Source organism: Leptolyngbya sp. FACHB-541, assembly GCF_014695875.1.
Lineage (GTDB): Bacteria > Cyanobacteriota > Cyanobacteriia > Elainellales > Elainellaceae > JAAUTN01.
In genome coordinates, this window is sequence record NZ_JACJPC010000059.1 from 1 (window position 1) to 26,581 (window position 26,581).

General features: G+C 49.2%; 23 protein-coding genes. 12 read left to right on the forward strand and 11 right to left on the reverse strand.

Going from position 1 to position 26,581, the window contains the following annotated elements:
* The first annotated feature begins 136 nt into the window (after positions 1-136).
* Together H6G00_RS12225 and H6G00_RS12230 are read left to right on the forward strand one after the other, a co-directional pair.
* Entirely contained in the window at positions 137-250 is a 114-nt protein-coding gene (locus tag H6G00_RS12225) for a S8 family serine peptidase (RefSeq protein WP_347278174.1), read from the forward strand.
* A gap of 336 nt (positions 251-586) precedes the next feature.
* On the forward strand, positions 587-796 hold the full coding sequence (locus tag H6G00_RS12230) for a hypothetical protein (RefSeq protein WP_190796934.1): 210 nt from the start codon (positions 587-589) through the stop codon (positions 794-796).
* A gap of 143 nt (positions 797-939) precedes the next feature.
* Here the strand turns inward: H6G00_RS12230 and H6G00_RS12235 are convergent, their stop codons facing one another.
* Together H6G00_RS12235 and H6G00_RS12240 are read right to left on the reverse strand one after the other, a co-directional pair.
* Positions 940-1,368 carry a type II toxin-antitoxin system VapC family toxin gene (locus H6G00_RS12235; RefSeq protein ID WP_190796935.1) on the reverse strand — a complete coding sequence of 143 codons (429 nt, stop codon included), beginning with the start codon at positions 1,366-1,368 and terminating at the stop codon, positions 940-942.
* A gap of 11 nt (positions 1,369-1,379) precedes the next feature.
* Entirely contained in the window at positions 1,380-1,739 is a 360-nt protein-coding gene (locus H6G00_RS12240; RefSeq protein WP_190796936.1) for a hypothetical protein, read from the reverse strand.
* Positions 1,740-1,929: 190 nt separating this feature from the next.
* Here H6G00_RS12240 and H6G00_RS12245 point away from each other — a divergent pair, with 190 nt between their 5' ends.
* From H6G00_RS12245 to H6G00_RS12280, 8 genes are all read left to right on the forward strand, one after another.
* Positions 1,930-3,015 carry a class I SAM-dependent methyltransferase gene (locus H6G00_RS12245; RefSeq protein WP_190796937.1) on the forward strand — a complete coding sequence of 362 codons (1,086 nt, stop codon included), beginning with the start codon at positions 1,930-1,932 and terminating at the stop codon, positions 3,013-3,015.
* Between the two features lie 74 nt (positions 3,016-3,089).
* The gene (locus tag H6G00_RS12250) at positions 3,090-3,284 is read left to right on the forward strand and encodes a hypothetical protein (protein WP_190796938.1); all 195 of its coding nucleotides are present in this window, start codon (positions 3,090-3,092) and stop codon (positions 3,282-3,284) included.
* 547 nt (positions 3,285-3,831) lie between these two features.
* Positions 3,832-4,257 carry a hypothetical protein gene (locus tag H6G00_RS12255; protein WP_190796939.1) on the forward strand — a complete coding sequence of 142 codons (426 nt, stop codon included), beginning with the start codon at positions 3,832-3,834 and terminating at the stop codon, positions 4,255-4,257.
* Positions 4,258-4,299: 42 nt separating this feature from the next.
* Positions 4,300-6,018, forward strand: a complete 1,719-nt coding sequence (locus H6G00_RS12260; protein ID WP_190796940.1) for a tetratricopeptide repeat protein — start codon at positions 4,300-4,302, stop codon at positions 6,016-6,018.
* 276 nt (positions 6,019-6,294) lie between these two features.
* On the forward strand, positions 6,295-7,296 hold the full coding sequence (locus H6G00_RS12265) for a glycosyltransferase (protein WP_190796941.1): 1,002 nt from the start codon (positions 6,295-6,297) through the stop codon (positions 7,294-7,296).
* A 149-nt stretch (positions 7,297-7,445) separates the two neighbouring features.
* On the forward strand, positions 7,446-8,501 hold the full coding sequence (locus H6G00_RS12270; RefSeq protein ID WP_347278175.1) for a glutathione S-transferase family protein: 1,056 nt from the start codon (positions 7,446-7,448) through the stop codon (positions 8,499-8,501).
* A gap of 226 nt (positions 8,502-8,727) precedes the next feature.
* Positions 8,728-10,815, forward strand: a complete 2,088-nt coding sequence (gene fusA, locus H6G00_RS12275; protein WP_190645685.1) for an elongation factor G — start codon at positions 8,728-8,730, stop codon at positions 10,813-10,815.
* 212 nt (positions 10,816-11,027) lie between these two features.
* Positions 11,028-11,390, forward strand: coding sequence for a DUF6464 family protein (locus H6G00_RS12280; protein ID WP_190796942.1), 363 nt, complete (start codon positions 11,028-11,030; stop codon positions 11,388-11,390).
* 73 nt (positions 11,391-11,463) lie between these two features.
* Here the strand turns inward: H6G00_RS12280 and H6G00_RS12285 are convergent, their stop codons facing one another.
* The 8 genes from H6G00_RS12285 to ffh all read right to left on the reverse strand — a co-directional run bounded on the left by H6G00_RS12285 (position 11,464) and on the right by ffh (position 19,731).
* A complete protein-coding gene (locus tag H6G00_RS12285; protein ID WP_190796943.1) occupies positions 11,464-13,056 on the reverse strand; it encodes a phosphate ABC transporter substrate-binding/OmpA family protein in 1,593 nt (530 codons plus the stop codon).
* A 294-nt stretch (positions 13,057-13,350) separates the two neighbouring features.
* A complete protein-coding gene (locus H6G00_RS12290) occupies positions 13,351-14,985 on the reverse strand; it encodes an alpha-D-glucose phosphate-specific phosphoglucomutase (protein WP_190796944.1) in 1,635 nt (544 codons plus the stop codon).
* Between the two features lie 247 nt (positions 14,986-15,232).
* Positions 15,233-15,688, reverse strand: a complete 456-nt coding sequence (locus H6G00_RS12295; RefSeq protein WP_190796945.1) for a nitrate reductase associated protein — start codon at positions 15,686-15,688, stop codon at positions 15,233-15,235.
* Positions 15,663-16,508, reverse strand: coding sequence for a DUF6816 family protein (locus tag H6G00_RS12300; RefSeq protein ID WP_190796946.1), 846 nt, complete (start codon positions 16,506-16,508; stop codon positions 15,663-15,665). The genes H6G00_RS12295 and H6G00_RS12300 overlap by 26 nt, the downstream gene beginning before the upstream one ends.
* 54 nt (positions 16,509-16,562) lie before the next feature.
* On the reverse strand, positions 16,563-17,516 hold the full coding sequence (locus H6G00_RS12305) for a PhoH family protein (RefSeq protein ID WP_190796947.1): 954 nt from the start codon (positions 17,514-17,516) through the stop codon (positions 16,563-16,565).
* 13 nt (positions 17,517-17,529) lie between these two features.
* A complete protein-coding gene (locus H6G00_RS12310; RefSeq protein ID WP_190796948.1) occupies positions 17,530-17,904 on the reverse strand; it encodes a KH domain-containing protein in 375 nt (124 codons plus the stop codon).
* A 7-nt stretch (positions 17,905-17,911) separates the two neighbouring features.
* Complete coding sequence (gene rpsP, locus H6G00_RS12315; RefSeq protein WP_190645678.1) at positions 17,912-18,160, reverse strand: 30S ribosomal protein S16; 249 nt, start codon at positions 18,158-18,160, stop codon at positions 17,912-17,914.
* Between the two features lie 113 nt (positions 18,161-18,273).
* The gene (gene ffh, locus H6G00_RS12320; protein ID WP_190796949.1) at positions 18,274-19,731 is read right to left on the reverse strand and encodes a signal recognition particle protein; all 1,458 of its coding nucleotides are present in this window, start codon (positions 19,729-19,731) and stop codon (positions 18,274-18,276) included.
* Between the two features lie 233 nt (positions 19,732-19,964).
* Between ffh and H6G00_RS12325 the strand changes: the two genes are divergently transcribed.
* Both H6G00_RS12325 and H6G00_RS12330 read left to right on the forward strand, forming a co-directional pair.
* Entirely contained in the window at positions 19,965-21,218 is a 1,254-nt protein-coding gene (locus H6G00_RS12325; protein ID WP_190645861.1) for a sodium:proton antiporter, read from the forward strand.
* Positions 21,219-21,946: 728 nt separating this feature from the next.
* Positions 21,947-24,823: an Ig-like domain-containing protein gene (locus H6G00_RS12330; RefSeq protein WP_190796950.1), complete on the forward strand. Its 2,877-nt coding sequence runs from the start codon at positions 21,947-21,949 to the stop codon at positions 24,821-24,823.
* Positions 24,824-25,012: 189 nt separating this feature from the next.
* On the opposite strand, the gene H6G00_RS12335 is transcribed toward H6G00_RS12330, so the two are convergent.
* Entirely contained in the window at positions 25,013-26,581 is a 1,569-nt protein-coding gene (locus H6G00_RS12335) for an SPFH domain-containing protein (protein ID WP_190796951.1), read from the reverse strand.

Here is a 26,581-nt window from a genome sequence, read left to right on the forward strand (position 1 = left end):
TAGTTGTCGATGAACGTGACTGTACTAACGGCTTGGCGGGGTGTAACCATTGCCCTATCTAACTTTGGAGAAACTCACTCTTATTTTACTCCGCCTAGAGTGATGAAAGAGGGATAACTTCTTAAGTGGCACCTCAATGGCAACTCCCCATGTGGCGGGTGTCGTTGCGCTGATGCTAAGTGCAAACCGCAGTTTAACCCATGCTCAAATCCGAGATATTCTAACGAGTTCTACGACCAGGTTGTCGTAGGCTAGTGCTCTGTATTCCACTCAAGCAAGAACCGCTATGTTTGAATAATTTTTTAGGAGATGGAAGTTACGCGCCAGTTCAGGTTAGTGTAAATGATGTGGCTGAGGTTTACCTCATCAATACTAAGACTGCGGCCTTTTAGGTAGCAAAAGAATAGTATGTCTCTCTTGCAAGCCAAGCTTCTGGGAGAATTCTCCTTAACTTGTGATGATCAGCCTTGTTGGCGTACCTAATTTTGCATCATCATACGCCTCAGTCACGTCAGCGCATTGCTTTTTATCTGTGGACAGACTCAACCGATGCTCAGGCTCGCATCTCCACAATGGTCGCTATGAGATGGCACGAACCTTGCTACAGCAGGCATGGCGACAGGCACAAGTTGAGCAAGACCACGGGCGCGAATGCAACTGTTTGACCTACCTGGCAATGGCAGAACTGGGGGCAAGTGATGCGATCGCAGCATTATCCTATTGTGGTGACACTACTGTGCAGAATATGGAATTGAATGGCTGCAATCTTATCTATCACGCGATCGCACCAGAGTAATTTATGAACTCAATGCATCTGACATCGGTTCAATTCAGACAGTAGCTGACAAATTAGGAATTTCTGGCGATCGCACTTGGTTTGCTGAAGTCTTAAAGCCGTAAGGGGAATGGTACTGAACACGTCTACAGCTCTGGAATGCTTCAATCTGACTGTGTCCAGTCGGCAAGCTTAATTGCAGGTACCTGTCCAAAATCCCGTTGGTTACGAGTAACGACTGTAGCATTCAAAGATAGTGCAATGGCTGCAATCCGTACATCTTTTTGCAGACGGTTTTTCCGCAGGGGAGGATTCTCTTTCAGGAGGTGTTTGAGACAATTATCCGCTGCTGTTGTAAAGTTCAATACCTCAACGGTTTGAAAATACCTCACGGTTGTCCAAAGTTTTGAGTAGAGTGCAGGTAAATTGTTGATCTGGGACGGATCGTTAATTCTCACAACCCAGCCATTGAAGAGCTCTTGAACTGTGATAACTGTTATGGCAATTTGTTCTTGAGCAGCGATCGCAGTAACTTGAGGGTGATTGCAAAGGATGAGTGAAATATGGTCGGTATCCAAAATGTATCGAGCCATGGAGACCGCCTTTACTGATAGTAAGCAGGATCAACTTCAGAGTCATCCTCCGAAAGCCGCTCAGCGCGAATTGTCTCCATAATTGCTTGAAAATCCAGATCGTTTTGAAAGATACCCGCAAACTGCGCCCAAGTGGGTTCTGTACTAGGAATTGGCACATTCCAAGGAATAGCCTCAGTGTGCTGAAGTTGCTCTAAAAAGTTGGACTGTAGTTGAGCAATCGCGATTTCTTTAGTATCTGCTTCAACTCGACAGGTCGGAAATTCAAAAATAGAGGCGGCTACTTTCCCCGATATCAGAGATTCCACAAGAATTGTGACTCTCAAATGAGAAGGCCATTGAGGCTGAACGAGATCGGGATTGATAGCCATAAGTAAAATACAATTTTCCAGGGGTTACTCTAGTTTAGATGTTAATCATTTCTAGTCTAGGCAATTGCGGTTGCTTCTAGTGAAGCCTTTCGAACCAGGAACGGTTTAGGAACGGTTTGGGAACGCTGCGATCGCTAACTTAAATTCAGATGCAAAGCCGCATCAAGAATTGTTAGCCGAGGAATCGACCATGACGACTCAAACTTTTTCGACTCAAACCTTTGACACAACCAAAGCTGAAGCTTTTGCCGATCGCCTGTTAGGCATTCTCAACAGCGGCGCGATTGCCCTGATGACTTCAATCGGACACCGCACCGAGCTGTTTAACACAATGGCAGAACTGCCGCCCTCCACCAGTCAACAAATTGCTGATGCTGCCGGACTTCACGAACGCTACGTGCGGGAATGGCTCGGTACAATGGTTACAGGTCGTTTAGTAGACTACGACCCGATTGCCAAAACCTACACTTTGCCCGCAGAACACGCCGCTTTTCTAACCCGAGCAGCCGCTTCCGATAACATTGCTCCCTTTGCTCAATACATTTCACTCTTAGGAACGGTAGAAGATCAGATTGTTGATTGTTTCTACAAAGGTGGTGGTGTTCCCTACTCAGAATTCAAGCGCTTCCATGCAGTAATGGCAGAAGATAGCGGGCAAACGACTGTATCTGCACTGTTTGACCATGTGTTACCCCTGATTCCTAGACTCATAGAAGCTTTGCAACAGGGTATTGATGTATTAGATGTGGGTTGCGGCAGCGGGCGGGCACTCACCAAGTTAGCAGAGGCTTTTCCAAATAGCCGATTTACGGGGTATGACTTCTCAGCAGAAGCGATCGCCTCTGCCAATCAAGAAGCCCAACTGCGGAAGCTTCACAATGTCCAGTTTCAGGTAAGAGATGCAGCGACTTTGACAGAGAGCGATCGCTACGATTTCATCACCACCTTTGATGCCGTTCACGATCAGGCTAAACCCGATGTTGTATTAAAGAACATTCACAGTGCGTTGCGTCCTGATGGTGTTTACCTGATGCAAGACATTCATGCCACAACCGATGTAGGCGGCAACCTGGATCATCCTGTTGCACCACTGCTCTATACCATTTCCTGTATGCACTGCATGACGGTTTCCCTTGCCTATGGTGGTATGGGGTTAGGGGCAATGTGGGGGCAAGAAAAAGCACTGAAACTGCTTGTCAATGCTGGGTTTAAGCAGGTTGAAATTAAACGACTGGCGCACGATTTCCAGAATGACTATTACATTATTCGCAAGTGAGGCTGATTCATCACGCGGGTGACATTTTGTTAATGACTGCTCCTGTTCAGATATAAGTTTGGAGGACTACTTTTATGTGCAAACTATGTGCGATCGCAGCACGATTTTCCCGTCCTCGTCAGGATTCACTCGTCTTTGATCTCAGTCAATTTGCCGTAGCTGCTACAGCCAGTTCTTTGACTCAGCCACTTTCGACTCAGCCACTACAGATACAGCAGGCTCAAAGACAACCTGAACAACAGATCAAATCTAGTGTCTCTGTAAGCTGATGCAGTGGAACTGTATCGCGATGCAGAAGCATTGTTAGCCATCACATTGTTAATGCCGTCGCTACAGAAGCATGGTGTTGCCCTACAGAAGCATTGTTAGTCATTACATTGTTAATGTCATCAATGCAGAAGCATTGTATTGCAGTGCAGAGGTATAAGCGGATCGGAAGATAAAGTGCGATCGCCCTACCTTCAGAAAAATCTGTATCAACGATTGCAGCTTCTAACCTTTTCTGACTTTTTCATGCCAATCAAATTGCAATGTTGCTCTAGATTTTATTTATGAGAACGTTTGAGAGGTTGAATTTGTTACCCAGAAGCGCAATCGCATGGGTTTTGTTGGGTCACGCTTTGCTTCACCCAACCTACGGTACTTGAAATTTACGATCCAATAACCACTAAGCATCATTACTTTGACTCTGAGCAGGACGCTTTAATCTGGATAGAAAAGCGCTACTAGCAATCAGTTTTTAATGAAGTGAGTTTTGGATAGCAAGCCAGGTTGATCACACGGCTTGAACTCTATCAATGTTTTGAGGTAACTCTCATGGTGAGAAACGATCGCCCATTAATGCAGAGCCTAAAGATTTTGCTGACCGTTGTGCTGACATGTGGTATCTCCTTTCGGCTAATTGACCTTGACCTGTTGACCAATGCAACACTAGGTGAGCTAAAGATACTTGAAAATGAGTTTACCGATGCGTTTGTCTATAATCCAAGCGATCGCCTTCAATCTGTCCCTCAACAGCAAGGCAAAACGTTATACCAATTCAAAGACAACACGCTGGACATTTCTCTTTACCAAACTCAAAAGCAGCGAGTCAAAATAACTCCAACACTCTCGTTCCAAAGCGAAGCTCCGGAATGCGTTCTGGAGGCTCTACCTCCTCTCACGAGGCGGAGCCGCAATACTTGCGCTACCGTGCAGAGCAACGCAACGCGGCATCGTTTCAACCGCTTTTCCCTTAACTAAAGGTCTTTGTTCTAACTTCTTACTCAATTGGAGGACATGCAAATGAGCTACAGCTTTAACCCTTATCCAACCCTGCTTGCACTAACCTTATTGGCAGCGGTGGAATTAGCTGGTCATTCTAAACTGGCATTAGCTCACACATCTGACCAGCATCAGGCAGAATCAATTGAACAGGTTGCAACTTCCACAGAAGCAACGGTTCCTTTGTTTGACGATTTGGGTAACTATAGTCATCCCATTTCTACATCTAACCCACAGGTGCAGCGCTACTTTGACCAAGGATTGATTTTAGCCTATGGATTCAACCACGCTGAGGCTCTTCGAGCTTTTCAACAGGCTGCTGAACTCGACCCAACCTGTGCAATATGTCACTGGGGAATGGCGTATGTTTTAGGACCAAACATCAATGCCGCAATGGAAGATGGCGCAGTTCCTACAGCTTGGGAAGCAATTCAGAGGGCGATTGCCCTCAGCGAACACGCAAGTGATCAAGAAAGAGCATACATTTCAGCACTGGCAACACGCTACACCCCCGAGCCAGTCGCAGATCGCAGTGAACTAGATCTTGCGTATGCCAATGCGATGCGACAAGTTACTCAACAATATCCCGATGATCTGGATGCTGCCACCCTGTTTGCCGAAGCCTTGATGGACACTGTTCCTTGGGACTATTGGCAAGAAAATGGAGAACCCAGACCAGAGGGGGCTGAGATCATCACAACTTTAGAATCGGTCTTAAGCCGCAATCCTTATCATGTAGGTGCGATTCACCTTTACATTCATGCAGTTGAGGCTAAACGTCCTGATTTGGCAGCAACCGCAGCCGATCGCCTGCGGTTGCTTCGCATCAACACCGGACATTTGATTCACATGCCTGGACACATTTACCTGCGGGTGGGGCGCTATAACGATGCCGTGGTGGCAAACCGCCAAGCCGCAGCCGCCGATGCTGAATACGCTCGTCAGCATAACCCTGAAGGAACTTATCCAATTGCTTACATGCCGCACAACGAACACTTTGGCTGGTATGCGGCAACCATGTCAGGACAACAACAGAACGCACTCCAAGCCGCTCACCAGACGGCTGCACTGGTTAACCAATCACTGATTCGGGAAGCAGGCTTTGGCACCTTGCAGCATTACTCCACCATTCCGCTTTACACCTACGTTAAATTTGGCATGTGGGATGAGATCTTAGCGCAGCCTGCTCCAGCAGAAGATCTGGTGTATCCGACAGGGGTGTGGCATTTTGCGCGAGGCATGGCGTACACCGCAAAAGGTGAGTTGCAAGCCGCAACGGAGGAACTGGAAGCTGTGAGAGCGATCGCCACCAGTCCCGCTTTAGAAGGAGTCACCATCTGGGATATCAACAGCACTTCTCACCTGCTGCAAATTGCTAGTGAGGTGTTAGCGGGTGAACTGGCAGCGAAACAGGGAGATTTTGAAGAGGCGATCGCCCACCTGCAAACGGGTGTCACCCTGGAAGACCAACTTAGCTATGATGAACCGTCACCCTGGTATTCCCCAGTTCGGCAAACGCTAGGAGCTGTACTGCTGCAAGCAGGTCGCCCAGCCGAAGCAGAACAAACCTACCGAGAAGATCTAGCAATTTATCCTGAGAATGGCTGGTCGCTTTACGGCTTGACTCAGAGCTTACAGGCTCAAGGCAAAACCGCAGAAGCCCAGACCACACAGGAACGGCTTGAGCAGGCTTGGGAGTATGCAGATATTTCCCTGACCACTTCTCGCTTGATGGACTAGGCGATAACTAGGGACATATCGTAGGTTGGGTGAAGCGAATGCGTAACCCAACGGAATCTGGGTGAGTGTTGGGTTGCACGTTGTTTCACCCAACCTACATCAAAAGATTTGTCAGTCAGCCAGGTAGGATGCGTTAAGCGGTAGAGGTAACGCATCAACCCACAGCCCACAACGCGTAACGCGGCTCCAACACATCCTACTTGAATTTCATCAACGCAATTTCTTCCTCAGCCATCTCCTTAGAGGCAAAATAGGGATGGTGAAGCTGGTAGTGTTGTGAGAAAACTTTATTTCTTGGTTCCTGGAACGGCTGGTAAGTTTGCCTGTGGCGGGCTGTGGGCAGAGTTAAAAACGTTGCGTTTGGCACAGCAGGTTTGTCCGGCTGAGGTCGTCACGTACCGTCAACGAGAAAAAGAGACACTGTTTCTGGATGATGTCCTTCAGAAACGGGGAGAAGATGTAATTTTTGTGATTAGCTGGGGGTTTGATGTTCCTAAACTTGCCGCTAGATTAAAGCCCTACAACGTGGTCTATCACGCTCACAGTGCCGAGTATGGGTTCAAGCTACCGTCCAGCGTCCCAATTATTACAGTTAGTCGTAATACGATGGGCTATTGGGGACAGCGATCGCCCCACGCTTTAATCTATTACCTACCCAACCAAATCTCTGATGAGTTCCAAAATCTGAGTTTAGAGCGAGATATTGACGTATTAGTCCAGGCGCGAAAATCGTCAGAATATTTGCTCAAAGAATTAGTACCGGCTTTGCAGCAGCATTGTAATGTCTGTGTTGTCAATTCTTACGTTGAAGATCTGGCAGGCTTATTCAATTGCGCCAAAGTTTACCTGTATGACTCGGCAGAATATTGGGCAATGCAGGGTGTGAGTGAAGGATTTGGGCTACAGCCAATGGAGGCGATCGCTTGCGGTTGCCAAGTCTTCTCCAGTGTCAACAGCGGCTTATCAGACTACCTCGATCCGGGATTCAACTGTTACAAAATCGCCGGATATTCTAAAGAATTTGATATTCAGCGCATTCTAAAAGTGGTTCACAATTCAGCACCCATTAATCTGTCTGAACAATTTTTTGCAGAATATCGCACCGAAAATATCGTTCAACGACTTGAGCGCATTCTGAGTGACATTAATTATTTCTTTGATTACAAAGATCAGTATTCATCTAACATTCAAGCGTTGACTCCGTTACGACTAACAAAATTACGCACACAGCGCATAATCGCTAAGATCAAGGAAAGATATTTCAATTCCAAAACCTAGCATGTCAAAACTCGTTTCAAGGCTCTGCCCTGAAATGTAGAGTTAGAGGCTCTGCCTTCTGCAATTAAGTGGCAGAGCTACTCCAAAAGCATTTCCAGGTGGAACCTGGGAACGAGTAAAGCGCAACTGCTCTACACAAGGCTACAGATGTGACTCAAACACCCTCTAATCCTGAAAAACCTAAAGCCAAGCGAAAAGGTAAGTCTTTGCCGCCGACGCTAATCATTCGACTAGGCAAATTTGTCTGGACGACCATGTGGCGGGTGATGATGTCAAACCTCGCTCCGCGCAGCAAATCGGGGGAGTACATCCGTCCCAGCAGCCAGTTCCGCAACTTCATCAGCACTGAGGAGAAGAATCCGTATCAGCCAGAAGCAGGTCGCTATCGCCTCTATGTAGGCATGAGCTGTCCCTGGGCGCATCGGACTCTAGTCGTTCGTGCTTTGAAGGGGCTTGAGGATGCGATTGCTGTTTCCATTGTCTCGCCACTCGATAGCGGCTGGGCACTCGATCAACCCGAAGCAGAAATTCGCACCCTGGTTGATCTGTACCAGCTAGGGGAACCAGGCTATAGCGGTCGCAGTACCGTTCCAGTTCTCTGGGACACGCAGACGCAAACCATTGTGAACAACGAGAGTGCCGACATCATTGTGATGCTGAACTCAGAATTTAATGCGATCGCCCATCACCCCACCCTCGACCTCTACCCCGAAGACTTAAAGGAAAAAATCGACGAGTGGAACGAGAAAATCTACCACTCGGTTAACAATGGTGTTTACCGCTGCGGTTTCGCCCAAACCCAGGAAGCCTATAACGCTGCCTGCGAACAGCTTTTCACCACACTTGACGAAATCGACGCTATCCTGGAAAAGAATCGCTATTTGTGTGGTGATCGCCCTACGCTGGCTGACGTTCGCCTGTTTACCACCCTATTTCGCTTTGATGTGGCATACTACGGATTGTTCAAGTGCAACCGCCGTAGGATTCAAGACTACAAGAATCTGGGTGCGTACCTGCGCGATCTCTATCAGCTTCCTGGCGTAGCTGACATCTGTGACCAGAAAAGCATCAAGCGAGACTACTATGGCAATTTGTTTCCGTTAAATCCAGGCGGAATTATTCCTTCTGGTCCTGACCTGACCAATCTCTCTGAACCACACGGGCGCGAAATGCTTGGCAAAGCTGGCGAAGCGCTCGTCTCATAGCGACCGCACCTTGAGAGTGTGGCACTTACGACCGACCAAATTTCCTATACGTCGCAAAAGTATTTTAAAATTATTAACAATTAGTATAGTCGCCACGAGAATCGCTAGATTCTCAACCTCCAGGTGGTGGGATCCGTCCGTGCTGCTATGAAGGCAACGCTGTTCCCCTTGAGTGCCACTTGCGAGTGATTGTCACTGGTTTGTAGAACCTATCTGTAGAGCAATTATGAAAGACCTGTCTCGTTATCGCAATATTGGCATCTTCGCTCACGTAGATGCGGGCAAGACGACCACCACCGAAAGAATTCTCAAACTAACTGGGAAAATTCACAAAATTGGTGAAGTTCATGAAGGTGCGGCGACCACGGACTTCATGGAGCAAGAGCAAGAGCGCGGAATCACGATCCAGTCCGCTGCCACAAGCTGCTTTTGGAAAGACCACCAGCTCAACATTATCGACACCCCTGGTCACGTCGATTTCACCATTGAGGTCTATCGTTCGCTCAAGGTTCTTGACGGTGGCGTTGGTGTGTTCTGCGGCTCTGGCGGCGTTGAACCCCAGTCTGAAACAAACTGGCGCTATGCCAACGATTCCAAAGTCGCTCGAATCATCTACATCAATAAGCTTGACCGTACGGGCGCTGACTTTTACCGAGTGGTGAAGCAAGTCGAAAGCGTGCTTGCAGCCAAGCCGCTGGTAATGGTGCTGCCGATTGGTGTTGAAGACCAATTCACAGGCATGGTTGATCTGCTCACCCGTAAAGCCTGGATCTGGGATGACTCCAGCGATCCGCTTAACTACCAGATCAAAGAAGTTCCCGCTGACATGGTTGACCAGGTTGAGTCTTACCGTGAAGCGCTGATTGAGCTAGCGGTTGAGCATGACGATGACGTGATGGAGCAATATCTGGAAGGAAACGAGCCGGATATTGACACGATCAAGCGCTGTATCCGCAAGGGCACCCGCGACCTCGCCTTCTTCCCCACCTACTGCGGCTCCTCCTTCAAAAACAAAGGGGTGCAGTTGGTTTTAGATGCAGTTGTGGACTACCTGCCTGATCCCACCGAAGTTAAGCCTCAGCCAGAGGTTGACCTGGAAGGACATGAAACGGGTGAATTTGCGATCGTTGATCCCAACCGTCCGCTACGGGCGTTAGCCTTCAAGATCATGGACGATCGCTTTGGTGCCCTGACCTTCACCCGCCTCTACTCCGGTACCTTGTCTAAGGGTGACACGGTACTCAACACTGCTACAGGTAAAACCGAGCGAATTGGTCGTCTGGTAGAAATGCACGCCAACTCCCGTGAGGAGATTGATTCGGCTCAGGCGGGTGACATTGTGGCGATCGTGGGCATGAAGAACGTCCAGACCGGACACACGCTCTGCGATCCTAAGAAACCTGCCACCCTGGAACCGATGGTCTTTCCCGAACCGGTAATCTCCGTTGCGGTGAAGCCGAAGAAGAAGGGAGGCGACGAGAAGATGGGCATGGCACTGAGCAAAATGGTGCAAGAAGATCCCTCTTTCCACGTCGAAACTGATGAAGAGAGCGGCGAAACCATCCTCAAAGGCATGGGCGAACTGCATCTCGACATCAAGGTTGACATTCTCAAGCGGACGCACGGTGTAGAAGTGGAAGTCGGTAAGCCTCAAGTGGCTTATCGCGAATCCATTACGAAGCGCCTAGAAGACAGCTACACCCACAAGAAGCAGTCAGGCGGTTCGGGTCAGTATGGCAAGATCGACTATGTGATCGAGCCAGGTGAGGCGGGTACTGGCTTTGTGTTTGAGTCGAAGGTGACGGGTGGAAACGTACCCAGAGAATACTTGCCCGCTATTCAAAAGGGCTTTGAAACCAGTATTGATCGGGGTCCGTTGGCTGGATTCCCCTGCGTCGACTTGAAGATCACGCTGACAGATGGTGCCTACCACCCCGTTGACTCGTCAGCAATGGCGTTTGAGATTGCGGCACGGGCTGCTTATCGTCAGTCTTTGCCCAAAGCTGGTCCTCAACTGCTTGAGCCGATCATGAAGGTGGACGTATTCACACCAGATAGCCACATGGGTGACGTGATTGGTGACCTCAACCGCCGCCGAGGCATGATCAAGTCCCAAGACACTAACCCAATGGGAGCGCGGATTAAGGCAGACGTGCCGCTGAGCGAAATGTTTGGCTACATTGGCGACCTGCGGACGATGACCTCTGGACGTGGACAGTTCTCAATGGAGTTCTCCCACTATGCGCCTTGCCCCAGCAATGTGGCAGAAGAGGTAATCAAGGAAGCTAAAGAGCGTCAGGCTGCACTGGCGTAGTAGGTGATGAGGAGCGATCGCCCCTCATCACGCTCTAAATATTCTTTGAGAAGTTTTATTCCGCACGACTTCTTAAAGAATATTTGAACAAGAACCAACTAAAATTGGGACGACTTCAAGGGAAGGGAAAAGGCAAGAAAGATGCCCTTTTCCTTTCCCTTTTGTTTAATTTGATAAGATGTTTGGTCACTCGTTGATTGCGCTCGATTGCTATGGAGTTAAATTCGCTGCTGCCGACAGAGGTCATTCTGAGCGATACCCGCTCTACTCTGGGGCATCTCTATCTAGACTGGAACCCTCAACCTGGTGCCTACCTGGAGGTGGAAGGGCAAACCTATCTGGTTTTAGAGCGCAAACACCGCTATTTGCTGAAATCGGGCCGCTATCGGCTGCACAAAATCACCCTCTGTGTTCAAAAGACACATTCGCCCGTCGAGAAAAGTCTAGTCGATGGCCACTGGGTGATCGGTGATCCAACCTGTACCTACAATGCGCGATCGGAACTGCTGCGCTGTGCAGTCAATCCGAGTGGTCCGTGCGATCGCTGTACTCACTATCAGCTCAGCGAATCGTAGCGCAGCAAGTTCTACCCTGTATGAATACAGCTATGGGATGAGCAAGCATAGGTGAATGGGAATGTCCCTTAATTCAATTGACGCGAACGAGACGAATCTCAGTCCGTTGGTTGCGTGCATCTGTTGGAGCAATACCAGATAGTGGTTGGCTAAACCCTTTGCCTTCTGCCACAATATTGTTCTGTACACCCCGATTCCGCAGATAATCGACCACCACCTGCGCCCGTTGCTGACTGAGGGTTTGGTTAAGGCTGGCGGCTCCTGTTTGAGAGGTGTGTCCAATCACCCGCACTGCCACCGTTTGGGTGTTAAACTCCTGAATTTCTTGCGCCAGTTGATTTAGGGTTTGCTGCCCTGTGGCGGTCAACTGAGCCGAGCCAACACCAAAGCCAACGTCCCCCTTAACTTCTAGATTGCCAATGTCGGGAGCAGCTTGAATCTGGCTGTTTTCTAGAGCAGTAGTCACCCCCACAGCGCTCTCTCGACCTGCCAGTCGCTCTGCTAGTTCTGGATTATCTGCCCGCACTAATTCAATCAAAGTTTGTGTATTGGTGGCTGCTCTAGTGATAAATTCTGAACTGAATAGGGCAGTGGAGTTTTGGGGCACTTGGTCCAACCGTCCCGCCAATGTCAGCACTGCGGCTGTAGAACCAATGCGACGCTCCAGGGTACCATCGTTGAACCAGGCTTGAGCCTCGGTGGCGGTGAAAAATTCAATGCCCTGAAGCACAGAAACCGCATCAGTAGACGATAACCCGCCATCTTCAGCAATTTGAGCTTGCAGTTGCGCTGAATCGCGCACATTTGCATCAATACGGCGATAGTATGCTTCCAGCAATTCTGAGAGCAGCCCCGGTTGAGATTGAATCAACCGATCTGACGCAACTAAAACATCGACGATCGCCCCTGGTGCATCTTGACTCGATAGAACAACGGTGTAGCCTTGCTGCCGTGCCTGGGTCACATAAGGCTCCCAAATCACAGCGATCGCCACATCCACATCAGATGAACCTGCTGGGGCTTGCATCAGTTCCCACGCTTCTGAGGCATCGGCAACGCGAATCACTTCAAAGTCCGACAGGTTAAACGCTTCAAACTTGGTATCCAGTACTAGCGACAAATATTCACTTGGGGTATCCCCTGCAAAGGCAATTCCCAAGCGTTTACCTTGCGATCGCGCTTGCTGCACGAGTTGGTTTAAATCTAGCAGTGACTTTAAGTTGGGGTATTGTTTCGTATTCAAGACAACTGCATCTGCGCCGACGGTGCGATCGATCAATCCTACGATTTGTCCCTGAGGCTGTTGCTGAAGAAATTGATCTAGGGTGGTCACGATTAGATCTGCCTCACCCTGATTTAACCGCTCAGCCCGTGCTGCCTGGTCAAATTCATCCTCATAATTCAGCGTTAAGCCGGTTTCTTTCAAGGCATCTTGAAAAGTGCTGTGACGAAAGGTGCTGTATCCGCTGAAGGTGTCCCCTAGAATAGTCAGTTGCGTTGAACCGCGGGTCGATTCCCAACGGCTATCACCCGCTGAATTGGACTGTCCTGCCGAACCGGGGATTAGTCCCGGTGAAAGCCTGTTTAGAAGACTGATGCCACCTACAATCAAACCAGTTGTAATCAAGAGGGTCAGAAGTAAAGCCGGATCAACTCGCTTGCTCATTAGCGTCAGCCAACAGTGTTGTAGATTGAAAAGTGTCTGGACTGAATTAAAGATGACCACTGTAAGCGAGAATAGCCAATGCTACTGCAAACGTGGCTCTTAATTAAGTATTTCTACAAGTTAAACGACTCAGTTTTCGATAGACTGACTTCATCGTTTCATCACAATTGAAACCTTCCGTTAGTGCGATCGCCAGTTTAGAGAATGCAGGGCTGAAAGCGATCGCCATCCTACAGCTTTGGAACAAAAAAGGGAGGTGGGCTTAGCCCACCTCCCTTTTTTGTTCTCTGGTTCTTAGGTAATTACCGTTGGCTTGTCCATTCCCGTGTGGGTGCGGATTTGGGCTAGTTCTTCGGCAATCGCAATCAATTCTGCCAGTGCATCTTGAGCATCCAGATCTTGCTTACCCGGATCAGGTTGGTAGCTTTCCAGGTAGACTCTTAGCGTTGCGCCTTGAGTACCCGTGCCGGAGAGTCGGAAGACGATCCGCGATCCGTCGGTGAAGCCGACTCGCAATCCCTGTTTTTGGCTTACACTGCCGTCTATGGGGTCGGTGTAGCTGAAGTCATCTGCATACTCAACGGTGTAAGCACCGAACTGCTTGCCTTTGAGTGTGGCGGTAGCAGTGCGGAGGTTGCCCATCAAGGTCGTGGCGCGATCGCTGTCTACTCCCTCATAGTCATGACGAGAATAGTAGTTGCGTCCGTAGGTGCGCCAGTGTTCTTGCACAATCTCTTCAACCGACTGCTGCCGAACTGCCAGGATATTCAGCCAAAACAGCACTGCCCAAAGTCCATCCTTTTCACGGACGTGGTTAGAGCCAGTGCCAAAGCTTTCCTCACCGCAGAGCGTCGCCTTACCTGCATCCAGCAAATTGCCAAAAAACTTCCAGCCCGTCGGCGTTTCATAGCAGTCGATGCCAAGCTGAGCCGCAACTCGGTCAGCAGCCTGACTGGTAGGCATGGAACGAGCTATGCCTGCTAAACCGCTGCTGTAGCCCGGAACCAGTTTTGCATTTGCTGCCAATACGGCAAGGCTGTCGCTGGGCGTGACGAAAAACTGACAACCTAAGATCATGTTGCGATCGCCATCTCCATCCGAAGCCGCGCCAAAGTCCGGTGCATCCTCACCAAACATGATGTCAACCAACTCGTGGGCATAAACCAGATTGGGGTCAGGATGTCCATTACCAAAGTCTTCTAGCGGTTTGCCGTTGATTACCGTTCCGGCGGGTGCCCCCAACCGCTGCTCCAAAATCGCGTGAGCATAAGGACCTGTAACAGCGTGCATTGAGTCTACACACAGGCGAAACTGCCCTGAAGCGAACAATTGACGAATGCGATCGAAGTCAAACAGCGACTCCATCAGTTCGGCGTAGTCAGATACTGAATCGATTACCTCGACCGTCATTTCTCCCAGTTGCGATATCCCAATTTGATCCAGGTCAACGTCAGGGGCTTCTAAGATTTTGTAGCCCTCGATTGTTTTGCTGCGCTCATAGATCGCTTCGGTGACTTTTTCAGGAGCTGGTCCACCGTTGCCAGTGTTGTATTTGATGCCAAAGTCGCCTTCTGGACCACCAGGGTTGTGGCTAGCCGAGAGAATAATTCCGCCAAAGGCTTTATTCTTACGAATCACACAGGAGGCGGCCGGAGTTGAAAGAATCCCGCCTTGCCCTACCAATACGCGCCCAAACCCATTCGCGGCTGCCATCTTCAAAATGATCTGAATTGACTGACGATTGTAATAACGACCGTCGCCCCCTAGAACTAGGGTTTGCCCCTGATAGCCTTCTAAACTGTCAAAAATTGACTGGACAAAATTTTCCAGGTAATGAAGCTGTTGAAAGACTGGAACGCGCTTGCGTAGCCCAGAGGTGCCGGGCTTTTGGTCGGTAAAAGGTTGGGTTGATACGGTGTGTATATTCATGAGTAAGCTAGTGCGGTCTTTTCCAATCGCGAGTCTTCAGTATCGTCTCCTAACGGCCGCCCCAATAGCTATCTCTAGCAGGAGATATAGCCGAAACTTACAGAGCTACACAGATCTTGGGGACGGAACCTCGTTAAACTTAACCCAAAACTAGCAGTTTTCCAGCTTTTCTCTATTTTTCAACCTACTCCTTTCCCACTAGAGGATTAGGGATGCATCCCTGATCCTCTAGAACCTGATCTTTAACCTAGATGATCTGAAATTCGTGAAGTGCAGGTAAAAAGTTGGCGTTTTCGTGATTAGAACGGCTCAGCTTAATCAAGGCAAAACGCTGTTCTGGGGAAAGGTTTGCCCATTGAGCAGGAGTAATGGTTACGCCAATTTCTGTGGCTTTGTCCTGAACGCTATCAGCTACAGTTTCAGCATTCCTCCAGGCAGGGTGGGGATCGATCGCCAATTCAGTCGCTCTTTCACCAGTTCTTTCGGAGATCAAGCGTTGCAGCAGTTGCTGATAAGCTCGCACTTCAGTCTCAGTTTCACAAGGCAAATCAACCAGGGTCTGTCGTTCTTCAGCTCTAAACCGATGCCACTGGGGAAGCTTTAACTTAATGCCACAGGTGTCGAGTTTAAGCCTGACCTGCATCGGAATGCAGCGCAGCGAATTCACAAAGTCTGCTTCAAATTGGAAAAAGCGCGTTTCCATTGTTCAATTCCCCTGCGTTTAAATCTGCCGAGACAACTGGGGAAAATTCAAGCCGATAGCGGTAGAGCGCAACGGGGATATCCCCAACCTTAAAATAGTCTGGGTCTTGAGGCGAAAGGTAGATAGCCGTCACCTGATCAGCAGAAATGGCGGGTTCTGTGTCATGGCGCTGATAAGCAGTGGTAGTCTCAACTACGTTGAAGTAAAGCTGGGGTGCTCCCCGAAACATCTGCTGAAAGATCTCTGTGGTGATGAACTGGTCGGGATCGGGATTTTCTGTAGCGCGTCCGGTAACGGTAGAAACCAGTTGGCGATCGCCCTGCAGCAAGGTAATTTGCCGATTAGGATTGTTCGGATCGACCCTGACGGAGAGAACGGTGCGATCGCCCAGATATGCCTCCGCTAGATTTTGTCCGTTGAACGCTCGATCTGCCACAAACTGCTTTTGTCCCCTTACCAGCTGTTTTAGCGAAGAAAAGATGCCATTCAGTCGAGGCTGCTGCTCCACAAATCGCACCCGAAAGGTAATGGGCTGGTTAAGATATTGCTCGTTGCTCTCAAATCCAGGCGTGGTAATTTCTGGCGCGAGCGGGGCTGTCATATCTAGCAGCGTCGTTGTCACCGTCCACTCACCTGCCAACCAATCTGGGTAAACCAGATCGCCCGTCGCAGCCTGCACCGACGGCTTAGTTTGCCAGTCTGGAAATTGGGCCAGGCGATCAGATAGTGTGCCAGCCAAAACAGAACCACTGCACAGTAGCCACAGCAGAAATAACCCGACAAACCAGACCACTCGCCACCGTACAGAAGCTTTTTTCATGGCTGTCTTCTCATGGCTGCTTTCTCATCATCACCGGGATGCTATAAGAATATTTTAAGTCTCGTACTGCTCGTAGGCTGCAACAATGCGCTGCACCAGAGGGTTGCGTACCACATCTGCTTTTGACAGTTGGCAGAAAGCAATGCCGTCAACATTCTGCAAAATCTTTTGGGCGATCGCCAGTCCAGACTGCTGATTGGTTGGCAGGTCAGTTTGCGTAACGTCGCCTGTCACGACCATGCGTGAGCGAAACCCTAAACGGGTCAACACCATCTTCATCTGGGCAGGCGTAGTGTTTTGCGCCTCATCCAGAATCACAAACGCATTATTTAGCGTTCGTCCGCGCATGTAAGCCAGAGGAGCGACCTCAATCACACCTCGCTCCATTAGATTAGGAATTTTTTCGGGATCAAGCATCTCATGCAGCGCATCGTAAAGCGGACGCAGGTAAGGATTCACCTTTTGCTGCAAATCTCCGGGCAAAAAGCCCAGTTTTTCTCCAGCTTCAACCGCAGGGCGAGTCAAAATCAGCCGCTCATATTCGTTCGATAGAAGTGCTTGAACTGCAATAATCGCAGCTAGAAAAGTTTTTCCCGTACCAGCGGGACCAATGCAAAAAGTCAGGTCGTGCTTACGAATTGCCTGAACATACTGCCGCTGCCGAAAGGTTTTTGCCCGAATTTCTTCGCCGCGTCGAGTGCGAGCCAGCACGTCGCGCTGAAGATCTTGTAGGTCTTCTTGCCGTTGAGTATCTAAAGCATGACGGGCGGTGAGAATGTCTACCCCAGTGATCGTTTTGCCGATGCTCCAATAGGGTTCAAGCGATCGCACTAACCGCTCACCCAACTCAACCTGAGTATCAGTGCCCGAAATCAGCAGCTCTTGACCTCTCAAAACAACCGTAGCCCCTGTTTGTCGGGCTAATTGCTTGAGATTCTCTTCGTGAGCCCCAGCCAAGGCGATCGCGCTTTCAGAGCTAGGCAGTTCAATAACAAGTGATTTTCCCATTCAAAATTGAGCGTTACGAACGGGGTCTGGGAGGGCGGCGAGGCTGAGATTTGGGCGGTGCCGGCTTGTCGTCTGTATCTCCTTCACGGCTATTAGAATGGCTACCGTAAATGTCTAGATGAGCCGAATAACCAACTGTCTGAGCTACCGCCTGTAAAACGGTTCGAATTGCCTGAATATTTCGTCCGCCTCGACCAAACACCCGCCCCTTATCTTCTCCCTCAAATGCCAGTCGAACTAGAACACGTCCTATGCGTCGAGAAACCTCACAATCTACACTGAGAGATTGAGGAGATTCCAGGAAAGGTTCCACTAAAAACTTAACTAGCCCAGCAAAATCAGGGCTAGCGGTTTTCTGAGCAGAGTTAGCAACGACTGGATCAGTCACAGGCTAATCAGGCTTTGACCTGTTCAAATACGTTTGCTTTTTCTAAAATACGGCGCACGGTCTCAGTCGGCTGCGCTCCTTCTTGCAGGCGCTTGACAATCGCTGGAACTTCCAGCCGAATCTCATCGGTTCTGGGGTTGTAAAACCCTAGTTCTTCCAGAGGGCGACCATCCCGACGGGTGCTGCTATGCATTGCTACAATCCGGTAGCTCACCTCGCGCTTTTTGCCGTACCGCTTCAATCGCAACTTGATCATGCCTGAAAATGTTACTCCAATTGCAAGTCTAATATCTTAACTGCTGCCAAATTCCCCGCAAGTGCAGGGCAACAGTCTACAATTCTAGCACTGTCACCTAGAATCATAACTGCCTACAAGCTTCCAAATCCCTTCTTCTTTTTCTCCTTCTTCTTTTTCTTGGGGGGTGCGCCGCCACCAGGATAGCCACGCCAGCCAGGCTTGGGTCCACCGCCACCCATTGCAGGTTCGCCAAACATGCCGCCCATTCCGGGCATTCCCATGCCAGGAAACTGTCCTCTACCCATTTGCTGCATCAGCGATCGCATCTTCTGGAAATCGCTCACCAGCTTACTCACATCATCTAGCCCATAGCCCGATCCTTTAGCAATGCGGCGGCGGCGGCTGGGAGAACTAGAGAGCAAATCTGGGTTGCGGCGTTCCTCCAGCGTCATGGAGTTGATCATCGCTTCTGCCCGTTTGAGCTGCACCTCGCCCTGCTCAAGCTGTTCGCTCGACAGCTTGCCCATACCGGGCAGCATCTTCATGATCCCGCCAAGGGAACCCATATTCTTCAGCAGGCGGGTCTGCTTTAAAAAGTCAGTGAAGTCAAACTTAGCCGAGAGGATTTTCTCCTGCATTTTCTCGGCTTCTACCAGGTCAACCTCTTCCTGCGCCTTTTCCACCAGCGTCAGGACATCGCCCATTCCCAAAATTCGGGAAGCCATGCGATCGGGGTAGAAAGGCTGTAGCGCTTCTACCTTTTCACCCACGCCGACAAACTTGATTGGCTGTCCTGAAATCTGTCTCACAGAGAGAGCTGCACCACCTCTGGTGTCACCATCCAGCTTCGTCAGAATTGCTCCAGTAATGCCAATCTGGTCGTGAAATGTGCGGGTCAGGTTAGCCGCTTCTTGACCCGTCATCGCATCTACTACCAGCAAAACCTCGTTAGGCTTCACGGTGTCTTTGATTTGGGCTAGCTCAGCCATCATCGACTGGTCAATCTGCAAGCGACCTGCCGTGTCAATGATCACGGTGTCAATGCCGTCTGCTTTAGCCTTCTCGACTCCCTGGCGGGCAATCTCAACCGGGTTGGCATCGCTGCCCAGTTCAAACACAGGCACATCGATTTGCTTGCCTAGCGTGATGAGCTGATCGATCGCAGCAGGGCGATATACGTCCGTTGCGACGAGCATTGTGCTGCGATTTTGTTTCCGCAGGTGCAATGCCAGCTTTGCCGACGCAGTGGTTTTACCCGTTCCCTGGAGACCCGCCATCAGCACAATCGTGGGTGCTGTATCTGCCTCAGCCAAGGGCACGTTGGTTTCGCCCATTAGCACCAGCAGTTCGTCGTAGACAATTTTGATGAACTGCTGGTCAGGGCGTACTCCCGCGACGACTTCTGCGCCCTGCGCCTTTTCTTGAACTTCAGCAATAAAATCTTTAATGACCTGAAGGTTGACGTCTGCCTCCAGTAAAGCCCGACGAACTTCCCGGAGCGCGTCTTGAATATTCGATTCAGAGATCTTGTCCTGTCCCCGGAGTTTTTTCCAGGCTACTTCCAAACGCTCGGAAAGGGCATCAAACATAATGGCTTCAATCTACTCAAACTCTTAACCTGATTACAACTTTATCGCAGCAGTTCCCATTATGGAATTTTGGATGGAACAGAGGGGACGGGGGTAGGAAATACCTCTTACCCCTACCTCCCTTGAGCCCCACCCTTGATTCTCATCCCTCATGCGCCCTCCTTTCCTTCTTTCAGCCGATTGAACTCGTCGTTTTGCCAATTAAGCTCAAACAGGGTTCTGAATTGAAAGCAATGGAAAGCATTGGTGTGAGTACTTATATTCTGGATTTATTGGTAATTGGTCTTTTGCTCTTAGCAGTGACTTTAGGGTCGGGCTGGATTTCCCGATTACCGCTTTCCTTTGCGTTAATTTATTTGGTTGTGGGGATCTTGCTGGGGCCCTATGGATTTAGCTTGATCGACTTGCGCCCAGAGGCAGAATTTTTAGAGCGGCTAGCAGAATTTGTAGTGATCGTTTCGCTGTTTAGCTGTGGGCTGAAGATGAATCGCCCGCTAAACGCGTTTTCCTGGAATTCTACAGTGCGGCTGATTGGGTTGCTGATGCCGCTATCAATTTTTGCGGTGGCAGCAATAGGGCACTGGCTACTGGGGCTGGGTTGGGGAGCAGCGGTGCTGATGGGTGCAATTTTGGCTCCGACCGATCCGGTATTAGCTTCGGAGGTGCAGCTTGCCCACACGGAAGATCAGGATGAACTCCGTTTTGGCTTGACTTCAGAAGGAGGATTAAATGATGCGCTGGCGTTTCCGTTTGTCTACTTTGGATTGCACTGGATTAAGGATGAAAATTTAGACAACTGGTTTAAGCAGTGGGTGGCGGTTGATTTGATTTGGGCGATCGCCGCTGGCATCATCATGGGCGTCATCGTCACCAAAGCAGTTGTGTGGCTAAGCAAACGGTCTCAGAAGCGAGGGGCGATCGATGAGTCAATGGAAGATTTTATTGCGCTTGGTACGATTCTGTTAACTTACTCGCTCACTGAAGTGGTTAACGGATATGGCTTTTTGGCGGTATTTGTAGCAGGGATAATGGTGCGACGAGACTACCCTGACAAAGAAAAAAAAGTCTCTCAATTAGAATTTACCGAGCGAGTCGAGAGACTGATGGAGATTGGCACAATTCTGCTGTTAGGAACGTTGATACGAGTTGAGCCAGTTCTCCGCTTTGCTGGTCCAGCACTGTTGGTTGCGGGGCTGCTAATTTTTGTGATTCGTCCTTTGGGAGCATGGGTGTGTACAGTAGGTAACCGCTTTCATCCCACAACCCGTTTACTCTTTGGTTGGTTTGGTATTCGAGGAGTCGGTTCGCTCTATTACCTCTCCTATGCTTACGGAGAAGGTTTGGAAAACCAAGCGGGTGAAATCATTGGCTGGATTACTTACATAACTATAATTATTTCTGTCGTGCTACATGGAGTTAGCGCCACCCCAATGATGAATTGGTATGAAAAAAATGTGGGTGAAAGCCGATTGAAGAAAGCCGATTGAAATAGGTTGACTGTCCTAGTTACCTGAAGCAAGCTGATAGCTTCACTAGCGCAACGATGAGCTTAAGAGCTAATAGATATGGTCCTGGTTGCAAAGACTGGGACCTTGTTTCTATGAGCATTAGTGGAGTTGAAAGATCCGCTTCTAAATTAACAGCTTCTACAGATTTCGTTGGGTTTTGGCTGAAGGATATGGGTGGTGGTACTTTCACCATTTGAGCTTCTGCATTTTAGGTTTTTATTTTATAAATGCCGTTAGTGTTATATGTTCCCTGGGAACAATAGTCGCGGTTACATGAAAGGCACATGAAGCTCTTAGTTTGCAAAACAAATTTGTGTCTAAAAGCCCTCAAAACATGTGTTTCTTAAGTGAATGCCCCTTTAATAGACCAGTCTGTATGTATCAATGTCCAAATATATTCAACGAGTGCCCGTAAGTATCACATTTTCCTTGACCTTGTCTCGAAGCTCTTGCTTATCAACGTCAGTTTAATCGCACTCAAATTTTCTACCCATAAGTAGCACTTCAACTGTTGGGCTACTCAATTAAGAAGCGATCGCCTTGATGCGGTGGTGTTCAAACAACATCCCGTTTAATCAGGCTACTTTTGCTTGCCTACAAAAGCCCCAATCGTCCAAATCAAAAATTTTAGTTCTTTGCCCCAAACCTTTTGATTTGACAACTCTCACCCAATCCTATTGTCCGACCATCTCTAAGGAAACAAATTTATGACAGTTTCAATCGATCTGAACGGAAATGCATCAGGTGTTAACGCTCAGGGCAGTGTTGCAATCGGGACTCCTGTTAACGTCTTTCCGCCTAACACTATTAACATCACCTCCACCAGCGACCGACTGAACAGAGTTACAGTCAATATTAATGGTCTACTGGGTTCTCTTCTATTTAGTGAAAACCTGAATGTTACGGCGGCTTCTGGAATTTCTGCTAGCTATAACTCGGTGTCAGGGACACTGACTCTAACTGCTACAGGACTCGCTGGGACTGCTTCTGTTAGTGCTTTTAAGCAAACTTTGGAGTCTTTACAGTACAACACTCAGCCTCTGGTTCCCTTTGTAACTCCTATTAATGCACGTAGCTTTACAGTTGCAGGCTATGAGACTGCTTTATCTGTTCTACCTGAAGCTACAGCATCAGTCACTCTTAATGTCACCAATAACCCTTCTCCTCTTCCTGTTAATACTCCTCCAGTTGCTGTTCCAGATGCCGCAACCACGACAGCAGGCAATGCGGTTACAACGGTTAATGTCTTAACCAATGATACAGACCTGAACGGAGATGCCCTAACTGTTTCGAGCTTTACTCAAGCTGCGAATGGTACTGTCGTCAACAACAACAACGGCACCTTCACCTACACCCCTGCTGCTGGCTTCTCAGGTGCAGACTCCTTCACCTACACAGCAAACGATGGGAAAGGCGGAACTTCTGTTGGAACTGTTGCTGTTACCGTGACTCCAGTTGTCACTCCTCCGGTTAATACTCCTCCAGTCGCTGTTCCTGATGCTGCAACGACAACTTCAGGCAATGCGGTTACAACGGTTAATGTCTTAACCAATGATACAGACCTGAACGGAGATACCCTGACTGTTTCGAGCTTTACTCAGGCAACAAACGGTACTGTTGTGAACAACAACAACGGCACCTTCACCTATACCCCTGCTGCTGGCTTCTCAGGTGCAGATTCTTTCACCTACACAGTAGACGATGGAAAAGGGGGAACTGCCGTTGGAACTGTTGCTGTTACCGTGACTCCAGTTGTCACTCCTCCAGTTAATACTCCTCCAGTCGCTGTTCCTGATGCTGCAACCACCACAGCAGGTAGTGCAGTTACAACGGTTAATGTCTTAACCAATGACACAGACCTGAACGGAGATGCTCTGACTGTTTCGAGCTTTACTCAAGCCGCGAACGGTACTGTTGTGAACAACAACAATGGCACCTTTACCTACACCCCTGCTGCTGGCTTCTCAGGTGCAGACTCCTTCACCTACACAGCAAACGATGGGAAAGGCGGAACTGCCATCGGTACCGTCGCTGTTACCGTGACTCCAGTTGTCACTCCTCCGGTTAATCTTCCTCCAGTTGCTGTTCCAGATGCTGCAACCACTACAGCAGGTAATGCAGTTACAACGGTCAATGTCTTAACTAATGATACAGACTTGAACGGAGATACTCTAACTGTTTCGAGCTTTACTCAAGCCGCGAATGGTACTGTTGTGAACAACAACAACGGCACCTTTACTTACACCCCTGCTGCTGGCTTCTCAGGTGCAGATTCTTTCACCTACACAGCAAATGATGGAAAAGGCGGAACTGCCATCGGTACCGTCGCTGTTACTGTAAGCCCGGTCAACAACAACACTAATGTCTTTACCGGAACTAATGGTAGTGACACTGCTACTGCAACACCTGTCAAGGATGAATTTGACATGGCTGGGGGAGACGATACTGTCCTTGCTGTATTTGATACCCTCAAACAACAGGACAGCATTGATGGTGGCTCTGGTTCTAACACTTTTGTGCTGACCGGCGGCACTGCAACCGACTCAATTACGCTCAGATCTGCAACTGCTAGTGATGTTAATAACCTAGTCATAGGAACAGGACTTGCAGGCACTGTAATCAAGAACTTCCAGAACTTTGCTCTCAGAGGGTTTGTGGGGCGTGTCACTCTAACGGGTAATGATCTGGCAAATACATTAATCGGTGGATCTGGCAATGACTCTATTACCGCTGGCGCGGGGAATGACATCTTGACTGGCAATGGTGGCAACGATGTGTTGGATGGCGGCACTGGCAATGATGTATTGAATGGTGGAGCTGGCAACGATCGCTATTTTGTGAATGGTGCAGGTGACAGAATTATTGATAGTGCTGGCATCGACACCGTTACTGCGTCCATCAACCGGATTTTGCAGTCAGGGTTAGAGAACCTCACACTAAGCGGAAGGGCAACGGCCGGAACCGGAAATAGCTTGAACAATGTTATTACTGGCAACAATGTCAGAAATACGTTGGTTGGCAACGGTGGTAACGATCGCCTGCTTGGCAACGGTGGTGACGATTTGCTGCGAGGTGGAGTTGGGAGAGATCGGCTCTCCGGTGGTGCTGGGAGAGATCGCCTCTTTGGAGACAATGGAAACGACATCCTATCCAGCGATGCGGGTAATGATATTCTGCTAGGTGAGGGTGGAAACGACACCCTAAATGGTGGACTTGGCAACGATCGACTTACCAGTGGAGCAGGTAAAGACAGGCTCATAGGTGGAGCAGGCAGAGACAGCTTTATCTTTGACAATGTTAGAACTGGCAGCATCGACGTGATTGCTGACTTCAGGAGTGTTGACGATACGATCCTGGTTTCCAGAAGGGGATTTAGCCAGAATCTCCAAGTCGGGAGTTTGTCTGCTTCTCAATTCGTTCTAGGCAGTAGCGCGCAGGATCAGGGCGATCGCTTCTTGTATGACCAGAGAACGGGTGGTCTCTTCTTCGATGTGGATGGTGTAGGTGGTGCAAGCCAAGTTCGGATTGCAACGCTATCCAATAAAACTGCCATTACTGCTGCTGACATCGCTATAGTTGCGTAGATTTCAATGCCTTTATAGTCACATTAGTTAGGAAAAAGAAGGGAGGCAGGGTTCAACCCTGCCTCCCTTCTTTTTCCTAATTTGTATGGCTACAGCTATGTTGACCTCGGGAACTGATAGTTCAAATCACAAAAAAGCGATCGCTTCTTTGGAGGCGATCGCCCACTCATTTCAACCTATATTCAACTTCTACTTTTCCTCTACCCAAGCTTCGAGCATACTCGCGGGAATCTGGATAAAAGGATGAGCGAAGACTGCCTTAAGTGCTTCACGTCCTCCCACATCCATTGCTTTTTGTAGTCGTCGTTTCAGCGTTGGATATTGTTGAATTGCTTGCTCTACCGATTGTTCGGCTTGTTGAGGAGTAGGGTTAGACTGCGCCAGTTTTTCGAGCAGTTTTTGGATATCACTACGCAGGGCAGTGAGTGAGGCATCTTCGGTGAGTGAATTGAGCGGTACGACCGCAGCCACTTTATCCGATGGAACGGTGACAGTGGGGGAGGAACTGATTGCAGCAGTGCTAGGAGAGACATCATTGGCAAAACGACGAGTCATGCCCGCTACATCAATGCCTGAGGACTGGCGCAGTTGTTCTAGAAATGAGGCGACCTGAGTAGCGGTGCCACCGTTTGTGGTGTCGATGACGCTGACATTTTGCACGTCTATATCAGGCACCGTAGAGGTGAGGGTTTTTAGCAATACTTCTAGTTTTTGGAACAGGAAGATTTCACGGGCATTGGGTCCAGCAGCTTTCCAGGATTCAGTCAGGCGCTTGGTGCCCAGTGCTTGAGCTTTACCATCTTCAATGATGCGAGAGGCGTTACCTTTTGCCTGGGCGATCGCCCGCTTACACTCTGCCTCAGCCGGAGCTACTACATCTGCTTGAAGCTGTTGCTCGACCTGCTTGATACGTTCCGTTTGCACGGCTACGTTTGCCTGGGTGCGGGCAACGATTGCAGCAATTTCACCTTCAGCCTCAGCGATAACGGCTGTACGTTTCGTGAGGGCATCCTGAATCCGCTGGTCGGCTTCTGCTTTGGCGATTTCAATCTTCGTTTCAATTTGCTTCAACGACGTAGTTTGCTGGTTTGCAGCCGTGCGAATGGCAGACTCAGCTTGTGCCTGAGCTTCGGCAATTCGGGCATCACGCAACAAGTCTGCTCGCTGTTTACGTCCAATTGAGTTGAGATATTGCACATCGTCGGAGATGTTTTGAATCTGGAGGTTATCTAACACCAGTCCTAGTTTCTCCAAATCATCTTCCGCCTCTTCGAGCAAACTTCTAGCAAAGGCAGACTTATCTTCATTAATCTGCTCTGGAGTAAGACTGGCTAGCACGCCACGCAGATTACCTTCCAGCGTTTCCTTTGCCATTTGCATAATCTCTTTTTGGCTCTTGCCCAAGAGACGCTCGATCGCATTGTGAATAGTGGGTTCTTCTCCGGCAATCTTGATGTTTGCTACGCCTTCTACTGTAAGGGGAATGCCACCTTTGGAGTAAGCACTGATCACCCGCAAGTCAATAATCAGGTTGGTTAAATCCATCCGAAAGGCGCGTTCTAGCAAGGGCACCCGGACGCTGCTGCCGCCTTTAACCAGACGATAGCCAACCTTACGCCCATTAGAAAGAGTGCGACGGCTTCCGGCAAAGATGAGGATTTCGCTAGGCTGACAGATGTAATAAAGGTTGCGGAGTACCAGCGTTCCGGCCCCGGTTCCAGCACCAAGGGCAATCAGTAGTGCAAGAATGGCTTCCAT

What these genes read in the sequence shown, in the direction of transcription:
- H6G00_RS12335 (WP_190796951.1), bottom strand. Translation starts at nt 26,581, where the DNA reads ATGGAAGCCATTCTTGCACTACTGATTGCCCTTGGTGCTGGAACCGGG.
- H6G00_RS12300 (WP_190796946.1), bottom strand. Translation starts at nt 16,508, where the DNA reads ATGAAAAAAGCTTCTGTACGGTGGCGAGTGGTCTGGTTTGTCGGGTTA.
- H6G00_RS12250 (WP_190796938.1), top strand. Translation starts at nt 3,090, where the DNA reads ATGTGCAAACTATGTGCGATCGCAGCACGATTTTCCCGTCCTCGTCAG.
- H6G00_RS12240 (WP_190796936.1), bottom strand. Translation starts at nt 1,739, where the DNA reads ATGGCTATCAATCCCGATCTCGTTCAGCCTCAATGGCCTTCTCATTTG.
- H6G00_RS12285 (WP_190796943.1), bottom strand. Translation starts at nt 13,056, where the DNA reads ATGAGCAAGCGAGTTGATCCGGCTTTACTTCTGACCCTCTTGATTACA.
- H6G00_RS12295 (WP_190796945.1), bottom strand. Translation starts at nt 15,688, where the DNA reads ATGGAAACGCGCTTTTTCCAATTTGAAGCAGACTTTGTGAATTCGCTG.
- H6G00_RS12225 (WP_347278174.1), top strand. Translation starts at nt 137, where the DNA reads ATGGCAACTCCCCATGTGGCGGGTGTCGTTGCGCTGATGCTAAGTGCA.
- rpsP (WP_190645678.1), bottom strand. Translation starts at nt 18,160, where the DNA reads ATGATCAAGTTGCGATTGAAGCGGTACGGCAAAAAGCGCGAGGTGAGC.
- H6G00_RS12325 (WP_190645861.1), top strand. Translation starts at nt 19,965, where the DNA reads ATGGAAAGCATTGGTGTGAGTACTTATATTCTGGATTTATTGGTAATT.
- ffh (WP_190796949.1), bottom strand. Translation starts at nt 19,731, where the DNA reads ATGTTTGATGCCCTTTCCGAGCGTTTGGAAGTAGCCTGGAAAAAACTC.
- H6G00_RS12305 (WP_190796947.1), bottom strand. Translation starts at nt 17,516, where the DNA reads ATGGGAAAATCACTTGTTATTGAACTGCCTAGCTCTGAAAGCGCGATC.
- H6G00_RS12235 (WP_190796935.1), bottom strand. Translation starts at nt 1,368, where the DNA reads ATGGCTCGATACATTTTGGATACCGACCATATTTCACTCATCCTTTGC.
- H6G00_RS12245 (WP_190796937.1), top strand. Translation starts at nt 1,930, where the DNA reads ATGACGACTCAAACTTTTTCGACTCAAACCTTTGACACAACCAAAGCT.
- H6G00_RS12330 (WP_190796950.1), top strand. Translation starts at nt 21,947, where the DNA reads ATGACAGTTTCAATCGATCTGAACGGAAATGCATCAGGTGTTAACGCT.
- H6G00_RS12230 (WP_190796934.1), top strand. Translation starts at nt 587, where the DNA reads ATGGCACGAACCTTGCTACAGCAGGCATGGCGACAGGCACAAGTTGAG.
- H6G00_RS12280 (WP_190796942.1), top strand. Translation starts at nt 11,028, where the DNA reads ATGGAGTTAAATTCGCTGCTGCCGACAGAGGTCATTCTGAGCGATACC.
- H6G00_RS12255 (WP_190796939.1), top strand. Translation starts at nt 3,832, where the DNA reads ATGGTGAGAAACGATCGCCCATTAATGCAGAGCCTAAAGATTTTGCTG.
- H6G00_RS12260 (WP_190796940.1), top strand. Translation starts at nt 4,300, where the DNA reads ATGAGCTACAGCTTTAACCCTTATCCAACCCTGCTTGCACTAACCTTA.
- H6G00_RS12290 (WP_190796944.1), bottom strand. Translation starts at nt 14,985, where the DNA reads ATGAATATACACACCGTATCAACCCAACCTTTTACCGACCAAAAGCCC.
- fusA (WP_190645685.1), top strand. Translation starts at nt 8,728, where the DNA reads ATGAAAGACCTGTCTCGTTATCGCAATATTGGCATCTTCGCTCACGTA.